This window comes from Allobosea sp. GW821-FHT12C12 (assembly GCF_058807355.1).
In genome coordinates, this window is sequence record NZ_JBXAQP010000007.1 from 78,589 (window position 1) to 96,790 (window position 18,202).

Below are 18,202 nucleotides of genomic sequence, written 5' to 3' on the forward strand. Positions count from 1 at the left end.
GATGTCCGACTTCATTCCCACCCCCGTCGACGGCGCCGAGATCGAGCGCGCGCTGCGGCAGTCCGCCTCCGAGCGCATCCTCGTGCTCGACGGCGCGATGGGCACGCAGATCCAGGACCTCAGGCTGTCGGAGGCTGATTTCCGGGGCGAGCGCTTCAAGGGCTGGAACCATGACCTCAAGGGCAACAACGACCTGATCGCCCTGACCCAGCCCGCGGCGCTGCGCGACATCCATCTCGCCTATTTCACCGCCGGCGCCGACATCGTCGAGACCAACACCTTCTCCGGCACCTCGATCGCCCAGGCCGATTACGGCATGGAGGGGCTGGTCCATGAGCTGAACGTCGCGGCGGCGAAGCTCGCGCGCGAAGCGGCCGCGATCGCTCGGAAAGCCGACGGCCGCCGACGCTTCGTCGCCGGCGCGGTCGGCCCGACCAACCGCACGCTCTCGATCTCGCCCGACGTCAACAATCCGGGTTTTCGCGCGGTCACCTTCGATCAGGTGCGCGAATCCTATGCCGAGCAGGTGCGCGGCCTGATCGACGGCGGCTCCGAGCTGATCCTGATCGAGACGATCTTCGACACGCTCAACGCCAAGGCGGCGATCGTCGCGATCGAGGAGGTCTATCGCGAAAAGGGCATCCGCCTGCCGGTGATGATCTCCGGCACGATCACGGACCTCTCCGGCCGCACGCTGTCGGGCCAGACCACCGAGGCGTTCTGGAACGCGATCCGCCATGCCGCGCCGCTGACGGTCGGGCTCAACTGCGCGCTCGGCGCGCGCGAGATGCGCGCCCATATCAAGGATCTGTCGCGCGTCGCCGACACGCTGATCTGCGCCTATCCCAATGCCGGCCTGCCGAACGAGTTCGGCCTCTATGACGAGAGCCCCGATGCGACCGCCGGCATGCTGGCCGAATTCGCCGATGCGGGGCTCGTCAACGTCGTCGGCGGCTGCTGCGGCACGACGCCCGACCATATCCGCGCGATCGCGCAGGCCGTCGCCGGCAAGGCGCCGCGCCAGGCGCCGGAGATCAAGCGCTATCTGCGCCTCGCCGGGCTGGAGCCGTTCACGCTCGACGAGACGATTCCCTTCGTCAATGTCGGCGAGCGCACCAACGTCACCGGCTCGGCCAGGTTCAGGAAGCTGGTCAAGGAGGGCGACTACGCCGCCGCGCTCGACGTCGCGCGCGACCAGGTCGCCAACGGCGCGCAGGTCATCGACATCAACATGGACGAGGGTCTGCTGGATTCGCAGGCCGCGATGACCGAGTTCTGCAACCTGATCGCCTCGGAGCCGGATATCAGCCGCGTTCCGATCATGGTCGATTCCTCGAAGTTCAACGTCATCGAGGCCGGCCTCAAGACGATCCAGGGCAAGCCGATCGTCAACTCGATCTCGATGAAGGAGGGCGAGGAAGCCTTCCTCGAACATGCCCGCATCTGTCGCAACTACGGCGCGGCGGTCGTCGTCATGGCCTTCGACGAGGTCGGCCAGGCCGACACCTTCCAGCGCAAGATCGAGATCTGCACGCGGGCCTACAAGCTCCTGACCGAGCAGGCCGGCTTCCCGCCGGAGGACATCATCTTCGACCCGAACATCTTCGCGGTGGCGACGGGCATCGAGGAGCACGACAATTACGGAAACGACTTCATCAAGGCGACCAGGGCGATCCGCGAGACGCTGCCCCACGCCCATATCTCGGGCGGCGTCTCGAACCTGTCCTTCTCCTTCCGCGGAAACGAAAAGGTCCGCGAGGCGATGCATTCGGTGTTTCTCTACCATTGCATCAAGGCCGGCATGGACATGGGCATCGTCAATGCGGGCCAGCTCGGCTCCTATGACGATCTCGACCCGGAGCTGCGCGAGCTCTGCGAGGACGTCGTCCTCAACCGGCGCAAGGACGCGACCGAGCGGCTGCTCGACGCAGCGCCGCGCTTCAAGGGCGACGGCTCGGTCTCCTTCTCCGGCAAGGACATGGCCTGGCGCGAGAATCCGGTCGAGAAGCGGCTGGAATACGCGCTGGTCAACGGCATCACCGCCTTCATCGACAGCGATGTCGAGGAGGCGCGGGTCGCGGCCGAGAAGCCGCTGCACGTCATCGAAGGACCGCTGATGGCCGGCATGAACGTGGTCGGAGACCTGTTCGGCGCCGGCAAGATGTTCCTGCCCCAGGTGGTGAAGTCGGCCCGCGTGATGAAGCAGGCGGTCGCCTATCTCATGCCCTTCATGGAGGAGGAGAAGCGCCTCAACGGCGGCGGCGAACGCTCGGCCGCCGGCAAGGTGCTGATGGCCACCGTCAAGGGCGACGTCCACGACATCGGCAAGAACATCGTCGGCGTCGTGCTCCAGTGCAACAATTACGAGGTCATCGATCTCGGCGTGATGGTGCCGACGCAGAAGATCCTCGACACGGCCCGCAAGGAGAAGGTCGACATCATCGGGCTGTCTGGCCTGATCACGCCCTCGCTCGACGAGATGGTGACGGTCGCGTCGGAGATGGAGCGCGAGGGCTTCGACATCCCGCTGCTGATCGGCGGCGCGACGACGAGCCGCGTCCATACGGCGGTGAAGATCCACCCGGCCTATGAGAAGGGCCAGACGGTCTACGTGACCGACGCCTCGCGCGCAGTCGGCGTCGTCTCCAGCCTGCTCTCGCGGGACCAGAAGCCTGCCTATGTCGAGGGCGTCAAGGCCGAATACGCCAAGGTCTCCGCCGCGCATCGCCGCTCGGAGGCCGACAAGCAGCGCCTGCCGCTGGCCAAGGCCCGCGCCAACGCGTTCAGGCCGGACTGGTCGTCCCACGTTCCGCCGAAGCCGACCTTCCTCGGCACGCGTGTCTTCCGGACCTATGACGTCGCCGATCTCGTGCCGGTGATCGACTGGACGCCGTTCTTCCAGACCTGGGAGATGAAGGGCCGCTTCCCCGCGATCCTCGAGGACGAAAAGCAGGGCGAGGCGGCGCGCGCGCTCTGGGACGACGCGCAGGCGATGCTCAAGCGCGTCGTCGAGGAGCGCTGGTTCAACCCCAAGGCGGTGATCGGCTTCTGGCCGGCGAACGCCGTCGGCGACGACATCCGGCTCTATACCGGCGAAAGCCGGCAGGAGACGCTCGCGACCTTCCACGGCCTGCGCCAGCAGCTCTCCAAGCGCGACGGCAAGCCGAACCTCTCGATCTCCGACTTCGTCGCTCCGGAGGGCACGGCGCCGGACTATATCGGCGCCTTCGTGGTCACGGCGGGCGCGGAGGAGGAGCGCATCTCGGAGAAGTTCGCGCGCGACAACGACGACTACCGCTCGATCATGGTCAAGGCGCTGGCCGACCGCATCGCCGAGGCCTTCGCCGAGCGCATGCACCAGCTCGTGCGCCGCGACTTCTGGGCCTATGCGCCCGACGAGGCCTATTCCAACGAAGACCTGATCCGCGAGGAGTATCGCGGCATCCGGCCCGCGCCGGGCTATCCGGCCCAGCCCGACCATACCGAGAAGGCGACCCTGTTCGAGCTGCTGCAGGCCGAGCGCCGCGTCGGCGTCAGGCTGACCGAGAGCTTCGCGATGTGGCCGGGCTCCTCGGTCTCGGGGCTCTATCTGGCGCATCCCGACGCCTATTATTTCGGCGTCGCCAAGGTCGAGCGCGATCAGGTCGAGGATTATGCGGCGCGCAAGGGCATGGCGATCCACGAGGTCGAGCGCTGGCTCGCGCCGATCCTGAACTACGAGCCGAGCGCCTACCGGCTGGAAGCGGCGGAGTGATCGTCCGCGAGGCGACGCGCGCCGACCAGCCGCGCGTCCATGCCATCCGGATGGCCGTCACCGAGAACGTGCTTTCCGACCCGTCGAAGGTGACGGACGCGGAGGTCGGCTGGTATCGCGACAACGCGATCTTCCTCGTCGCCGAGGTCGAGGGCGATATCGCTGGCTTCATCTGCGCCAACCACCAGACCGGGCTGATCTGGGCGCTGTTCATGGATGCAGGCCATGAGGGGCGCGGCATCGGTCGGGCGCTGCTGGATGCGGCGCTGGCCGGTCTGGTCGCCGCCGGCCACGCTCAGGCCTGGCTGACGACGAGCGCGGGCACGCGCGCCGAGCGCTTCTACCGCGCCCATGGCTGGCGCGACATGGGCCGGGAGCTGGACGGACGGATCGTCTTCGTCAAGCGCCTCGGCTGAGGCGAGTCATTGTCCGGACGCCAAACCGCTCCTGCGCGCTTGCAATCACGCCGGCATTGAAGCGCCTGCCGCGCCGCAACATGTTGCGCCTCATCGAACGCAACCATCCGACAGGGGCTCACATGACCAGGATCGCCATCGTCTTCCATTCCGGCTACGGCCATACCGCCAAGGTCGCCGAGCATGTCCGGAAGGGCGCGGCCTCGGCCGGCGCCAGCGTCGATCTCGTCGCGATCGACGCCGAGGGCAACCTGCCCGACTCCGCCTGGGAGACCATCAAGGCCGCCGACGGCGTGATCTTCGGCTCGCCGACCTATATGGGCATGGTGTCCTGGCAGTTCAAAAAGTTCGCCGACGCGTCCAGCAAGCCCTGGTACACGATGGACTGGAAGGGCAAGGTCGCGGCCGGCTTCACCAATTCGGCGACGCTGAACGGCGACAAGGGCTCGACCATGGCCTATCTCGCGCTGCTCGCGGCCCAGCACAAGATGCTCTGGACCGGCAGCGGCATGCACCCGTCCAACGCCAAGGCGCATACGCGCGACGACCTCAACAATCTCGGCGGCTACCAGGGGCTGCTCGTGACCTCGCCCTCCGACGCCGGCGTGGACGAGATGGTGCCGGGCGACCTGAAGACCGCCGAGGCCTTCGGAAGAAACGTCGCCGAGGTCGTGGCGAGCGTGAAGGGCTGAGAAAGCCGACGGAGTTTCGCTCGCCGAAGGCCGTTTTCAGGACAGGGCGAAAGCCCGATCCATCCGCGGGACGGGCGTTTCGACCGCATCTCCGAACAGGCGGGCCTGGCCGCGGCCGGACGCCTTGGCGAGATAAAGCGCCGAATCGGCCTCGGCGAAGAGCCTCGGCGGATCGCGGCGATGCGACGGCTTCAGGATCGCCGCGCCGATGGAGACGGCGATCTCGATCGGCGCGCCGTTCCAGTAGACCGGGCAGGACAGCATCCGCAGGGTGTGCTGGAGGGTCAGGTCGAGATGCGGCCGGCCGAGCGGCAGGCGCAGCAGCGCCGCGAACTCGTCGCCTCCGATGCGCGCGACCATCAGCGCATCGCCGAGCGCATGGCCGAGCCGCACCGCGATCTGGCGCAGGCATTCGTCGCCGGCTGCGTGGCCGTACTGGTCGTTGATCTGCTTGAACATATCGACGTCGATGACGGCCAGGGCGGAGAGCCCCATCGTTTCGGTCTCGCGACGATGAAGCTCGTCGCACTGGCTCTCGAAAGCCCGGCGATTGGCGAGGCCGGTCAGCGGGTCGCTATAGGCCAGTTGCTTCAGCCCGGTCCACAACGCCCTTTCCTGGGTGATGTCCTGCTTCGCGCCATAGATCCGCGACGGCCGCCCATGAGCCTCGTCAACGCGGGCGCTCAGCCGCATCCAGCGTGAGACGCCGTCGGCTCCCATGATCTCGGCGTCGAGGCGGAAGCCGCCGCAGGTGACGATCGCCTCCGCGCGCAGCCGCTCCATCTGGGCCCGCGATTGGTCGGCATATTGAGCGGCGGCCGAAGGCCGATGCAAAGTCGAGCCGCGCGGCAGGCCGAAGATGTCGTAGACGCCGTCGGTCCAGGTCAGGGCCTGCGTCGACAGATCGCATTCCCACGCGCCGATCCCGGCGAGCGCGGCGGCCTGATCGTATAGACGCCTTGCTTCTTCGGCGGCGAGAAGGTTTCGGGTCAAGGGAACCTCGGTCTCGGGCGCGGCAAGCCGTGCGACGGGGTCTTGACCCGTCGTCCGGGCCCAAGACTAGGACAAGGCTGGTTAACGAGGTCTGAGCAGAGTCTATTCGCGCCTAAGCGCCTCGATCGGATCGAGCCGCGCCGCCTGCCGCGCCGGATAGAAGCCGAAGAAGACGCCGATCAGTCCCGAGACGCCGACCGCGATCAGGATCGTCTCGATCTGCACGACCGAGGGCCAGCCGGCGATGTTGGCGATGGTCAGCGCCGCCCCGATGCCGAGCGCGATGCCGACCGCGCCGCCGATGGTGGCGAGCGTCGTCGCCTCGATCAGGAATTGCGCCAGCACGTCGCGCTGGCGCGCGCCGACCGCGAGCCGCAAGCCGATCTCGCGGGTGCGCTCGGTCACCGAGACCAGCATGATGTTCATGATGCCGATGCCGCCGACGAGCAGCGAAACCGCCGCCACCGCCGCCAGGAGCCAGGACAGCGTATTGGCGGCGGCGGTCGCGGTGTTGGCGATCTCGGTCAGGTTGCGGACGATGAAGTCGTCGTCGGCGTCCTCGGTCAGGCGGTGGCGCTGGCGCAGCAGGGCGCGCGTCAGCTCGATGCCGGGCGCGATCGCCTGCTCGCTCTCGAACTTGACCATGATGGTCTGGACCGAGCGGTCCCGGGCGTAGTTCCTGCCGACGATGCGGCGGCGGCCGGTGTCGAGCGGCAAGAAGATGACGTCGTCCTGGTCCTGCCCCAGCGCCGACTGGCCCTTCGGCGCCATCACGCCGATGACCTTGAAGGGCACGTTGCGGATGCGGAACTGCTGGTCGAGCGGGTTCTGCTCGCCGAACAGGTTCTTCGCCACCGTCTGGCCGATGATCGCGACGATCTCGCCCCGGCGCAGTTCCTCGGGCTCGAACAGGCGCCCGTCGGCGACATCCCATTCGCGCGCGGCGAAGAAGTCGAGGTCGGTCGCGGTGATCTGCGTCGACCAGTTCGCGCCGGCATAGATCGCCTGGGCGCGGGTGACGATCACGGGTGCGGCGGCGACGACGCCGTCGACCTCGCGCAGCACGGCGCTCGCGTCCTCGTCGGTCAGGGTCGAGGAGGCTCCCGCGCCCAGCCGCGCGCCGCCCTGCGTGACGTTGCCGGACTGGATGATGGCGAGGTTGGCGCCGAGCGACTTGATCTGCGCGGTGACGCGTTCGCGCGCGCCCGAGCCGATCGCGACCATGGCGATGACGGCGGCGACGCCGATGATGATGCCGAGCATGGTCAGGGCCGAGCGCAAAGCGTTCGCGCCGATCGCGGAGAGCGCCGAGCGGATCGCCTCGATCAGGCTCATGCCGCGAACTCCGGCTCGGGCTCGACGGCGTGGCCGGCGTCGAGCGCGGCCAGCGCCTCGCGTGCGTCGGCGGCCTGCTGGCGCTGGTCGGAGAGCAGGTGGCCGTCGCGGAAGCGGATGACGCGGCTGGCATGGCGCGCGACCTCGGCGTCGTGAGTTACGATGACGACGGTGACGCCCTCGCCGTTGAGATCCTGGAACAGCGCCAGGATCTCGAGCGCGGTGCGGCTGTCGAGCGCGCCGGTCGGCTCGTCGGCGAGCAGCAGGCGCGGCTCGTTGACCAGCGCGCGGGCGATGGCGACGCGCTGCTGCTGGCCGCCCGAGAGCTGCATCGGCCGATGATGCGCGCGCTCGGCCAGCCCGACGCGACCGAGCGCCGCGAGCGCACGCGCCTTGCGGGTCTTGCCGTCGGCGCCGGCATAGACCATCGGCAATTCGACATTGGCGCAGGCGTCGACGCGCGGCAGCAGGTTGAACTGCTGGAAGACGAAACCGAGCTTGCGGTTGCGCAGCTCCGCCAACCTGTCGCCCGGCAGGCTCTCGACCGCGACGCCGTCGAGGCGGTAATGTCCGCCGGTCGGCCGGTCGAGGCAGCCGATCAGGTTCATGAAGGTCGATTTGCCCGAGCCGCTCGGGCCCATCACCGCGACGAGATCGCCGGCCTCGATGTCGAGCGAGACACGGTCGAGCGCCGTGACGCGGCCTGAATCGAGGTCGTAGACACGGGAGAGCTCGCGCGCTTCGATCAGGGGCATCGCGTCAGAACAATCTCGGACCGCGCGCCGGCGGGCCGCCGGCTGGCGCTGCCGGCGCGACGGGGCGGGGGCCGCCGCCGACGATCACCTGCGCGCCGTCCTTCAACTCGCCTGAGACGATCTCGGTATAGGCGCCGTCGGTCGGGCCGAGCGCCACCGGGACGGGCTTGGGCTGGCCGCCGGAGTCCAGCACATAGACGCGGCCGGGCGAGCCCGGCTGTCCGGCGGGACGGCCCTCCTGCATGATCGCCTCGAACTTCGCCCTGCGCTCGGGGTCGAGCACGGCTGCGACCTTCGTCATCGTCTCGATGCGGGCCGAGCGGAAGGCGGCGCGGCGTTCCTCCTCGGAGAGGCCGGCCATGGCCTCGCGGCCCCCGGCGCGGCGCTCCTGCAGCACGGCGGCGATCGCCTGCTTCTGCTCCGGCGTCGGCTGCAATTCGGTCTCGATGCGCTCGCGCAGCGCCGCGCCTGCGCGGTTGCCGCCGCGTCCGCCACGCTCCTCGCCTGTGGCGGCTGGTGCCGCAGCCGGTGTGGAGCCAGCCGCCGCGCCGGCCGGGCGGAAGCGCAGCGCCGCGTTGGCGACGCGGAGAACGTCGTTGCGATCCTCGGTGACGACCTGGAGATTGGCGGTCATGCCCGGCAGCAGCGCCATGTCGCGGTTCTGGACACGGACGACGCCGGTATAGGTGACGACGTTCTGGATCGTCTGCGCCCCGAGCCTGACCATCTCGACCCGGCCCTCGAAGGTCCGGTTGGGATAGGCGTTGACGCTGAAGGTGACGGCCTGCCCGGTCTTGAGGCGGCCGACATCGGCCTCGTCGACGTTGGCGTAGATGTCGATGACGCGCAGGTCCTGTGCGATCTGGAAGAGCGTCGGGGTCGAAAGCGAGGCCGCGACCGTCTGGCCGAGATCGACCTGGCGCTGGACCACGACGCCATCGACCGGCGAGCGGATCTCGGTCCGCTCGAGGTCGATCAGGATGCCTTTCAGCGTGGCGTCGCGCTGCGAGATCAGCGCCTCGCCGGACTTGACCTGGCCCTCGGCCAGCAGGATGTCGGCGTCAAGTCCGTTCAGCTCGGCCTTGGCCGAAGCGATCTGCGCCTCGCCGGAGGCCAGCGCTGCGGTCTGCACCTCGAGCTGGGTGCGGGCGGTGTCGAGAATCTGCTGGGACCCGGCGCCGCGCGAGAACAGCTCGGTCTGGCGCTCGAAGGTCCGCTTCGCATCCGCGAGTTGCGCCGCGGCGCGGTCGCGCTGCGCTTCGATGTCCTTGACCGTCGAGTTCGCCTTGATCCGCGTCGAGCGGGCGCGGTCGAGCTGGGCGCGCTTGACCAGGAGATCGGCCCGCGACTGGGCGACATCGGCCTCGGCCGCATCGCGCTTGGTCTTGATCTGGTCGCTGTTCAGCCGCGCCACGACCTGGCCGGCCTTCACCTGCGAATTATAGTCGGCGAGGATCTCGACGATCTGGCCCGAAAGCTGCGAGCCGACCAGCACGGTGGTAACCGGCGTCAGCGTGCCGGTGGCGCGCACGGCCGCCGTGATCCGCCCGCGATCGAGCGCGGCTGTGCGATAGGCCTGCTCATTGGCCGAGCCGCCGGAAGGACGCAGCGTCCAGTAACCGGCGGCAAGCGCAAGAACCGCCAATCCCGATCCGATGAGCCATTTGCGCAAGGTCGTTCCCCATCCGGCGCGGATCTGGTCCAGACCATGCGCCCTATGCGCCGGACAATGCCAGAATCCGTCATGTCAGGCGAGTTAAACTGCGGCAATGTTGCTGCAAGATGCGCGACATGGATCAGGCCGTCCGAGCGTCTTGCGTCGCCGCGAGCAGGTCGCGCAGCGTTGTGATCGTCGAGGCGTCGGCGACGCCGTCGACCTTGTCGGGCCGCCAATGGCGCTGGAAGGCGGCGACGACGGCCTCGAGCCTCTCGTCGAAGACGCCGTCGACCGCGACGCCATAGCCCAGCATCGCGAACATCGCCCGCAGCGCCTCGACCGGCTGGCCGCTTTCGCCTTTCGACAGGAACCGTCCGCCGCGGATCGGCGCGGGCTCGCTCCACAGGCCGACGCCGCCTTGCGCGAAATGCCGCCACGGGAATTTCTCGCCGGGGTCGATCTTGCGGCCGGGCGCGATGTCGGAATGGCCGAGCACGCGCTCGGGCGGAATGGACCAGCGCTCGCAGATGTCGCGGCAGAGGTTCAGCGTCGCGGCGATCTGCTCCGGCGGGAAGACGGGCAGGCCGCCGGGATGGCCGGGATTGGCGATCTCGATGCCGATCGAGCAGGAGTTGATGTCGGTCTCGCCGGCCCAGTGCGAAGCGCCGGCATGCCAGGCGCGGCGGGCTTCCGGCACGAGCTGGAGCACATGGCCGTTCTCGAAGACGAAGTAGTGCGAGGAGACCTGCGAGACCGGATTGCAGAGCCATTGCAGCGCGGAGCCGGCATCCGGCATGCCGGTGTAGTGCAGGATCAGCATGTCCGGCCGGCGCGGCGCGCCGTCGGGTGCGGCTGGCTTGCGCTCGCCGTGGTTGGGCGATGGAAACACCTTCGCCGCGAAGCGGCTGTCGGGGCTGGCCGCGCTCATGGCGGCGTCAGGCGGGCTGGATCGCGCGGGAGGCGGCCGCGCCGCGCTCGCGCTCGATCGCATCCCAGGCGGCGTTGATCGCGGCGAGGCGGCGGGTCGCGATCGCCACCGCCTCGGCGGGCAGGCCGCGCGCGATCTCGCGGTCGGGATGGGTTTCCGCGACCAGCCTGCGGTAATGCTGTTTCAGGTCGGCGTCGCTCATCTCGCGGGACGCGCCGAGCACGAGATAAGGGTCGTCGGGCCGGCGCATATGGCGGGCCTCGATCCGTGCGAAGCCTGTCTCGTCGATGCGGAAGATCGCCGCGACCTGCTGGAGATAGGCATGTTCCGCCTCGTGGATCGCGCCGTCGGCGGCGGCGATCAGGAACAGCCCGTCGAGCACGTCCTCCAGCAGCGCCGGCTCGTCGCGGAAGGCTTCCGCGATCTGGCCGGCATAGGCCTCGAAGCCGGCGCTGGTCTGCTTGGCGAGATCGAACAGCCGCGCGATCGGTTCATGCTCGCCGTCGGGCACATTGACGATGCGCTCGAACGCCGCGACCTCGTCGCGCGTCACGACGCCGTCCGAGCGCGCCATCTTGGCGGAGAGCGCGACGAGCCCGGTGGTGAAGACGAGTTCGCGCGGGGCCGGACCGAAGGGCGCGCCTTCGCGGTCGACCAGCACATGGCCGGCGAGCGCGCCGAGCAGCGCGCCAAGCGGGCCGCCGAGCACGAAGCCGACGCCGCCGCCGCCGAGAAGGCCCCAGAAGGAGGATACCATGGTCGCGGCGTCTCCCGGCCGACGGTCCCGCGCGCCCTTCGCGCCATGGCGTCCGGCCTTGACCCTTCAGCCTTAGCGCGACCCGCCGCCGCGCGACAAGGCCGGGCGCGCGGCGGTTTTCACGGCGAAACGCTCAATTAAGTCGGGAATGCGGCAGGTCTTCGCGCCGATGCTCTCCTTGGGTCAGCGCGAATCGGCGCCAGAGGGGTGGTTCGGCGAAAACTTGCGACTATTGCTGTTCCAAGTAAAATATCTGTCGGGTCAAGATAAAATATCGCCGCGCGAATACGCTTGGATGCGTCAGATTATGACCACATTCCACCAGCATCAGGCCGCTCATCCTCACATGCTCCGGAATGAAAGGCGTCCGCAAAGATGCTGACCAAGCGCTCCTATGCCTTCGCTGCCTTCGCCGTTTGCCTGGCGAGTTCCCAGTCATCCCTCGCAGACGTCAACAGCGAAACCGGCGCCCGCGATTTCATCGTCAGGCAGGCCGAGATCGAGCGCGCCAAGACGGCCGGTCCGGACGCCGCCGAGGCAGGCGAAAGCGAGAGCCGGCCCGCGGTCAAGCCGAACGCCGAGGCCCCGAAAGCCTCCGCCAAATCGGCGAGCCCCTCGGCCGTGGAGCGAGCCCGGGCCGCGTTCCAGCGTTCGATGCAGGCGACCGTCCAGATCGATCCGATCGGCTCGCGGGGAGCGCCTGTTCCTCCCGTGGCCGCCACGCCTGCCGCCAAGCCCACTCCCGTCGTCGCGACTGCTCCCGCTTTGGCCGCGCCAGCCGGCGCCGCCGGGCTCCAGGCCCTGGTGGCGCGCCATGCCGCCGCCAATGGCGTGCCCTTCGCGCTGGCCGACGCGGTGGTGCGGGTCGAGAGCCGCTACAATCCCCGCGCCGCCAATGCCGGCAATTACGGCCTGATGCAGATCCGCCATCAGACGGCGCGCGGCATGGGCTATGACGGCAGCCCCGGCGGCCTGCTCGATGCCGAAACCAATGCCCGTTTCGGCATGAAATATCTCGCCATGGCCTATCGCATGGCCGGAGGCGACACCTGCCGCACGATCATGAAATATCAGAACGGCCATATGAGCGAGCGCATGAGCGGCGCGAACCGCGCCTACTGCGCCAAGGTCCGCACCATCAGCGCGCGCAGCTGAGCAGTGGCCTGCGCGCTTGACGCAGGTCCTCACAGCGCGCACTAGCCTTCCCGCCAGTCGGCCGGACGGCCGCTCCCGGAAGAGTCCATATTCTTCCGGGGGAGGAAAGTCCGGGCTCCACGGAAACACGGTGCCGGATAACGTCCGGCGGGGGCGACCCCAGGGAAAGCGCCACAGAGATCGGACCGCCTCGCCCGGAGAGCTTCGGCTTTTCCGGCGAGGTAAGGGTGAAAAGGTGCGGTAAGAGCGCACCGCGGACCCGGCGACGGGGACGGCATGGCAAGCCCCACCGGGAGCAAAACCGAATAGGGACGATGCTCTCTCCGCGAGGGGAGGGGGGCCTGTTTCCGCGGCCTTGTCGTCCGGGTTGGTTGCTCGAGGCGCGCAGCGATGCGCGTCCCAGAGGAATGGCCGTCACGCCGGGAGCGATCCCGGCCATCCAGAACCCGGCTTACAGGCCGGCTGGCGCCTCGACCGTCGTAAATTCTACTCCGGCGGGCATCTGAAGCGGTGATCCGCGCTTCCGGTGCTCACGGACCAATGTCCGCTCCGCTCCGGTTCTCGACCTTCGCTCCAGCTACCTCTCCGGAGCGAATTTCCGATCGGCCTCGGCCGTCGCAGGCCGAGCGTTAGCTCAAGCGACCTTGAGGTCGACGTCGATGTTGCCCTTGGTCGCGTGCGAGTAGGGGCAGACGACATGGGCCTTCTGGACGAGGTCCTCGACCACGGCCTTGTCGACGCCCGGAACCGAGATCGTCAGCTTGACCGCGATGCCGAAGCCCTGGCCGTCGTCGCGCGGGCCGATGCCGACATCGGCCGAGACCCTGGCGTCGTCCGGGATTTTCACCTTCTCCTTGCCGGCGACGAATTTCAGCGCGCCGAGGAAGCAGGCCGAATAGCCGATCGAGAAGAGCTGCTCCGGGTTGGCGCCGTCGCCGCCGCCGCCGCCGAGTTCCTTCGGCGTGTTCAGCACGAGGTCGACATTGCCGCTGTCGGTCGCGGCCTTGCCTTCGCGGCCGCCGGTGGCGGACCCATGCGCGGTGTAGAGGATCTTCATCGGATTGCTCCTTCGCCGTTGTCGGAAGCGGGCCGGCGTCGCCTCGAAGTCGCGGCTACCGTCCCCTTGCAGGATCAAAATAGATAGCGCACAATCTAATTGTCAACGATCGAAACGCGCGCTCACGCGGTGTTGATGGCGTGCCCGCGCCGCGCGCTTCGATCCGGCAGGCGACTTTCATCGGGAGGAACGTCATGGCGGAGTCTGCGGTTCCGGCGCCATCGACGCCACAGGTCGAAAACCAGCTCTGCTTCGCGGTCTATCTCACCGGCCATGCCTTCAACCGGCTCTATCGGTCGGTGCTGTCCGATCTTGGCCTGACCTATCCGCAATATCTGGTCATGCTGGTGCTGTGGGAATGCGACGGGCTCGGCGTGAAGGCGGTCGGCGAGCGGCTGGCGCTCGATTCCGGCACGCTGACGCCGCTGCTGAAGCGGCTGGAGGCGGCCGGCCTGATCCGGCGCGAGCGCAGCCGTCAGGATGAGCGGCAGGTCCGCCTGCTGCTGACACAGGCTGGCGAGGCGATGCGCGAAAAGGGCCGCTGCGTGCCCGAGGCGATCGGGAAAGCCATCGCTCAGGCTCCCGCCGACCATGAGCGGCTGGCCACGCAACTGAGCGCCCTGCGCGTCGCCCTGCTGAGCGCGGCCGCCGGCAAGGCGTGACCTGCGAAAATGCACATGCCAAATGCCGGTTTTTGCACGGCGCGCGCGATCATGCCGCCTGCGCGCCGACCAAACTTCGCATGCTTACGGATACTTAACCTTAACGGGCTGTGATGCTCCGGCGGTCGTCTATCGACTGTCCGGAAACGCGATTCCATTGACGCCCATATAGGCCCATGCTATCCCAAATCACCCCGTCGAAACCGGCAGGCAAAGCTCAGGTCAAGGTCCGTGTGCCGCGCGGATTTCGGCTCAAGGACGCGCTTTGCCGGCTTCGACGGGGTATCGCGTCCGCGTCCTTTCCGGCGCGGTCAGGTCTCGTAGTGTGGCCGGGGGGCGGCGTTGACGGACCGCTTCGTCTCGAACTTCACGAACCGGCTGGACGCCAAGGGCCGCGTCTCCATCCCCGCGGGTTTTCGCGCCGTCCTGGCGAAGGACGGCTACGAGGGGCTCTACGTCCACCCCGCGCTGGAGCTCGCCGCGATCGATGCCGGCGGGCTGGCGCTGCGCCAGACGATCGACGACATGCTGGCGCGTTTCTCGCCCTTTTCGGAGGAATGGGAGTTGCTCTCGACGGCGCTGAACGGCGCCTCCGAGGTGCTCAAGGTCGATCCGGAAGGCCGCATCATGCTGGGCGAGGCGCTGAAGGCGCATGCCGGCATCGGCGACACGGTGACCTTCGTCGGGCAGGGACACAAATTCCAGATCTGGGAGCCTTCACGGTTCCAGGCGCATCTGGAGACGGCGCGGTCGCGGCTGCGCGACGTCAGGCGCTCTCTTGGCGCGCTCGCGAGCCCGTCGGGGGGCGGCGCGTCATGACGCGGCGTGGGCGCGACGAGGAGACGGCTGTCGGCGAAAGCGGACGCCATATCCCGGTCCTGCTCGACGAGGTCGTCGCCGCGCTCGCGCCGAAAGCGGGCGGGCGCTATCTCGACGGCACCTTCGGCGGCGGCGGCTATGCCCGCGCCATCCTCGACGCCGCGCCGGATGCAACGCTTTTGGGGCTCGACCGCGATCCGGGCGCGATCGCCGGCGGGGCCGGTCTCGTCAGCGACATGGCGGGGCGGCTGACGCTGTCGCAGGCGCGCTTCGGCGAACTGGCCGAGGAAGCGGAACGCTTCGGAATGGTCCCGCTCGATGGCGTGGCGCTCGATATCGGCGTCTCGTCGATGCAGATCGACGAAGCACGGCGCGGTTTCTCGTTCCGCTTCGACGGCCCGCTCGACATGCGCATGGAACGCGATGGGCGAAGCGCCGCCGACCTCGTCAACGAGGCCGAGGAGGGGCTGATCGCCAATATCCTCTACCATTACGGCGAGGAGCGCCGCTCGCGCGCCGTGGCCCGCGCCATCATCGAGGCGCGGCGCAAGGGTCCGATCGAGACCACGAAGCAACTCGCCGATCTCGTCGCCGGCATCGTCAGGGCCGAGCCCGGCGGAGCCAACCCCGCGACGCGGACGTTCCAGGCGCTGCGCATCGCGGTCAACGACGAACTCGGCGAACTGGTGCGTGCGCTTCACGCCGCCGAAGCCGTGCTCAAACCCGGCGGGCGGCTCGTGGTGGTGACCTTCCACTCGCTGGAGGACCGAATCGTCAAGCAGTTCCTGAGCGCGCGCTCGGGCCGTGCCCCGGCGGGCTCGCGCCATGCGCCGGCGGTCGCGGCCGCGGAGCCGACCTTTACGCTCGTAAGCCGGGGGCCGACCGCGCCATCCGAGGCCGAGATGCGAGCCAATCCGCGTTCGCGCTCGGCCAAATTGCGCGCCGCCGAACGCACCGATCGTCCGGCGAGTCCGGCCGAGCCGTCGCTCGTCGCGCTGTCCGAGGTTCCCGATCCTCAAGCCCGGCGGAGGCCATCGGCATGATCAAGCTGCTGCATGTCGTGGCGATCGGGGCGCTCGTCTCGTCGGCGCTCTACGCCTACACGATCAAATACGAGACGATCCTGGAAGCGGAGCAGCTCCAGAAGCTCAAGGCGAAGACGCAGCGCGAGCGCGACGCCATCGCCGTGCTCAAGGCCGAATGGTCCTATCTCAGCCGGCCCGACCGGCTGCAGGCGCTGGCCGACAGCCATCTCGACCTGCAGCCCTTCGCGATCGGCCAGGTGGTGCGCGCCTCCGACATCCCCGAGCGCGGGCCGAAGGTCGATGCGATCGGCCGCAAGCTCGAGGATTTGGGCCTCGGCCTGCCGACCGAGACCCCGAAGGACCGCAAAGCCAGCGGCGTCACCACGCCCGGAGCCCGCCCATGAGCGAGAATTCGATCATCGAGCCCGCCCAGCAGGCTCAAGCGGCGCCGCGCCGCCCCCGTCTCGGCTGGCTGCGCGCCATCTTCCGGATGAGCGGCGAGAAGAGCCAGCCGCGCGTCGGCATCGTCATCCTCGGCTTCTCGGCGCTGTTCATCGCCATCACCGCCCGCCTCGTCATGCTTGCGATCGCGCCCAACGAGCAGGTCGGCCTGCGGCGCGCGACCTCGACCGCGATCTCGGCGGCCCGTCCCGACATCGTCGACCGCGAAGGCAGCGTGCTGGCGACCGATATCCGCACGGTTTCGGTCTTCGCCGAGCCGCGCAAGATCCTCGACAAGGACGAGGCGACCGAACTGCTGACCGCCGTCCTGCCCGATCTCGACGCCAAGGACCTGCGCGACAAGCTCGCCACCAAGAAGGGCTTCGTCTGGGTCAAGCGCGAGATCACGCCGCGCCAGCAGGCCGAGGTGCATCGCCTCGGCATCCCGGGCGTCGGATTCGTGCCCGAGAACAAGCGCGTCTACCCCAACGGACCGGCGGCCGCCCATGTGCTGGGCTATGCCAACATCGACAATGTCGGCATCGCCGGCATCGAGAAATACATCGACTCGCAGGGGTTGCAGGACCTGAACGGGGCGGGGCTCGCGACGCAGGCCTCCGACCTCAAGCCGGTGCAGCTCTCGATCGACCTGCGCGTCCAGCATCTGCTGCGCGAGGAGCTGGTCAAGGGCATCGAGAAATACCGCGCCATCGCGGCGGCGGGCGCGATCATGGACGTCAACACCGGCGAGATCATCGCGTTGGTCTCGCTGCCCGACTACGACCCGAGCACGCCGACCGACGCGCAGGAGAAGGACCGGATCAACCGGATCAGTGTCGGCGTCTACGAGATGGGCTCGACCTTCAAGGCGCTCACCGTCGCCATGGCGCTCGATACCGGCAAGGCCAACATCAACTCGACCTATTCGACCGCCGGCGGGATGATGCGCTTCGGCAGCCAGGTGATCCGCGAATACAAGGGCACCGGCCGCACGCTGACCGTGCCGGAGGTGTTCGTGAACTCCTCCAACATGGGCTCGGTCAAGATGGCGCTCTCGGTCGGCGTCGAGGGCCACAAGGCCTTCCTGGCCAAGATGGCGCAGCTCGACCGGATGCGCACCGAACTGCCAGAAAGCGCCGCCCCGATCGTGCCCGGCCGCTGGGGCGAGTTGAACACCGCCACCATCGCCTTCGGCCACGGGCTGGCGGTCGCGCCGATCCAGGCGCTTGCCGCCGTCGCCGCGCTGGTCAATGGCGGCAATCTGATCCCGCCGACCTTCATCAAGCGCTCGCAGGAAGAAGCGAGCAAGCTCGGCGTGCGCGTCATCAAGCCCGAGACCTCCGAGGCGATGCGCTTCATCATGCGGCTCAACGGCGAGCGCGGCTCGGCCCGCAAGGCCGACGTCGCCGGCTATTTCGTCGGCGGCAAGACCGGCACGGCCGAAAAGGTCATCAACGGCCGCTACGCCAAGAACCGCAACTTCACGACCTTCATGGCGATCGTGCCGTCCGACAAGCCGCGCTACCTCTTCCTCTCGATCTATGACGAGCCAAAGGGCTATGCCGAGAGCGGCGGCTACTCCACCGCCGCCTGGAACGCCGGCATCACCACCGGCAAGGTGATCGAGCGCGCCGCGCCGATCCTCGGCCTGCCGCCGCGCTTCGAAGCGCCGGTCGCACCCTTCCCGCTTATGGCCAGGCTCGGAGCATGGGGCACGCGCTGAGACCGGATCGACGGGCCATGGCTTGCCCCTCGG

16 protein-coding genes and 1 other RNA gene are annotated in these 18,202 nt (G+C 68.4%); 10 read left to right on the forward strand and 7 right to left on the reverse strand.

Going from position 1 to position 18,202, the window contains the following annotated elements; translation table 11 throughout:
* Position 1: 1 nt before the first annotated feature.
* The 3 genes from metH (at position 2) to AC1RRW_RS11985 (ending at position 4,862) form a co-directional block, all read left to right on the forward strand.
* Positions 2-3,754 (forward strand): methionine synthase, encoded by a 3,753-nt coding sequence (gene metH, locus AC1RRW_RS11975; RefSeq protein WP_492900990.1) that lies wholly within the window; start codon positions 2-4, stop codon positions 3,752-3,754.
* Positions 3,751-4,170: a GNAT family N-acetyltransferase gene (locus AC1RRW_RS11980; RefSeq protein ID WP_492900991.1), complete on the forward strand. Its 420-nt coding sequence runs from the start codon at positions 3,751-3,753 to the stop codon at positions 4,168-4,170. Before metH ends, AC1RRW_RS11980 begins: the two co-directional genes overlap by 4 nt.
* A 122-nt stretch (positions 4,171-4,292) precedes the next feature.
* Complete coding sequence (locus tag AC1RRW_RS11985) at positions 4,293-4,862, forward strand: flavodoxin family protein (protein WP_492900992.1); 570 nt, start codon at positions 4,293-4,295, stop codon at positions 4,860-4,862.
* Between the two features lie 36 nt (positions 4,863-4,898).
* Here AC1RRW_RS11985 and AC1RRW_RS11990 read toward each other — a convergent pair whose 3' ends face one another.
* From AC1RRW_RS11990 to AC1RRW_RS12015, 6 genes are all read right to left on the reverse strand, one after another.
* Entirely contained in the window at positions 4,899-5,855 is a 957-nt protein-coding gene (locus tag AC1RRW_RS11990; RefSeq protein WP_492900993.1) for a diguanylate cyclase domain-containing protein, read from the reverse strand.
* Positions 5,856-5,957: 102 nt separating this feature from the next.
* A complete protein-coding gene (locus AC1RRW_RS11995) occupies positions 5,958-7,190 on the reverse strand; it encodes an ABC transporter permease (protein ID WP_492900994.1) in 1,233 nt (410 codons plus the stop codon).
* Positions 7,187-7,945, reverse strand: a complete 759-nt coding sequence (locus AC1RRW_RS12000; protein WP_492900995.1) for an ABC transporter ATP-binding protein — start codon at positions 7,943-7,945, stop codon at positions 7,187-7,189. Before AC1RRW_RS12000 ends, AC1RRW_RS11995 begins: the two co-directional genes overlap by 4 nt.
* A 4-nt stretch (positions 7,946-7,949) precedes the next feature.
* Positions 7,950-9,617, reverse strand: a complete 1,668-nt coding sequence (locus AC1RRW_RS12005; RefSeq protein ID WP_492900996.1) for a hypothetical protein — start codon at positions 9,615-9,617, stop codon at positions 7,950-7,952.
* 124 nt (positions 9,618-9,741) lie between these two features.
* A complete protein-coding gene (locus AC1RRW_RS12010) occupies positions 9,742-10,530 on the reverse strand; it encodes an N-acetylmuramoyl-L-alanine amidase (RefSeq protein ID WP_492900997.1) in 789 nt (262 codons plus the stop codon).
* Positions 10,531-10,537: 7 nt separating this feature from the next.
* Positions 10,538-11,287, reverse strand: coding sequence for a TerB family tellurite resistance protein (locus AC1RRW_RS12015; RefSeq protein ID WP_492900998.1), 750 nt, complete (start codon positions 11,285-11,287; stop codon positions 10,538-10,540).
* 375 nt (positions 11,288-11,662) lie between these two features.
* Between AC1RRW_RS12015 and AC1RRW_RS12020 the strand changes: the two genes are divergently transcribed.
* Together AC1RRW_RS12020 and rnpB are read left to right on the forward strand one after the other, a co-directional pair.
* Positions 11,663-12,442 (forward strand): lytic transglycosylase domain-containing protein, encoded by a 780-nt coding sequence (locus AC1RRW_RS12020; protein WP_492900999.1) that lies wholly within the window; start codon positions 11,663-11,665, stop codon positions 12,440-12,442.
* 53 nt (positions 12,443-12,495) lie between these two features.
* Positions 12,496-12,912, forward strand: an RNA gene (gene rnpB, locus AC1RRW_RS12025) — RNase P RNA component class A.
* Between the two features lie 164 nt (positions 12,913-13,076).
* Here the strand turns inward: rnpB and AC1RRW_RS12030 are convergent.
* Entirely contained in the window at positions 13,077-13,499 is a 423-nt protein-coding gene (locus AC1RRW_RS12030) for an organic hydroperoxide resistance protein (RefSeq protein WP_492901000.1), read from the reverse strand.
* A 194-nt stretch (positions 13,500-13,693) separates the two neighbouring features.
* On the opposite strand from AC1RRW_RS12030, the gene AC1RRW_RS12035 reads away from it, so the two are divergent.
* From AC1RRW_RS12035 to AC1RRW_RS12055, 5 genes are all read left to right on the forward strand, one after another.
* The gene (locus AC1RRW_RS12035) at positions 13,694-14,161 is read left to right on the forward strand and encodes a MarR family winged helix-turn-helix transcriptional regulator (protein WP_492901001.1); all 468 of its coding nucleotides are present in this window, start codon (positions 13,694-13,696) and stop codon (positions 14,159-14,161) included.
* 342 nt (positions 14,162-14,503) lie between these two features.
* A complete protein-coding gene (locus tag AC1RRW_RS12040; RefSeq protein WP_492901002.1) occupies positions 14,504-14,980 on the forward strand; it encodes a division/cell wall cluster transcriptional repressor MraZ in 477 nt (158 codons plus the stop codon).
* The gene (gene rsmH / locus AC1RRW_RS12045; protein ID WP_492901003.1) at positions 14,977-16,023 is read left to right on the forward strand and encodes a 16S rRNA (cytosine(1402)-N(4))-methyltransferase RsmH; all 1,047 of its coding nucleotides are present in this window, start codon (positions 14,977-14,979) and stop codon (positions 16,021-16,023) included. Before AC1RRW_RS12040 ends, rsmH begins: the two co-directional genes overlap by 4 nt.
* Positions 16,020-16,409 carry a cell division protein FtsL gene (gene ftsL / locus AC1RRW_RS12050; RefSeq protein ID WP_492901004.1) on the forward strand — a complete coding sequence of 130 codons (390 nt, stop codon included), beginning with the start codon at positions 16,020-16,022 and terminating at the stop codon, positions 16,407-16,409. Before rsmH ends, ftsL begins: the two co-directional genes overlap by 4 nt.
* Positions 16,406-18,169: a peptidoglycan D,D-transpeptidase FtsI family protein gene (locus tag AC1RRW_RS12055; RefSeq protein WP_492901005.1), complete on the forward strand. Its 1,764-nt coding sequence runs from the start codon at positions 16,406-16,408 to the stop codon at positions 18,167-18,169. The genes ftsL and AC1RRW_RS12055 overlap by 4 nt, the downstream gene beginning before the upstream one ends.
* Positions 18,170-18,202: the final 33 nt, after the last annotated feature.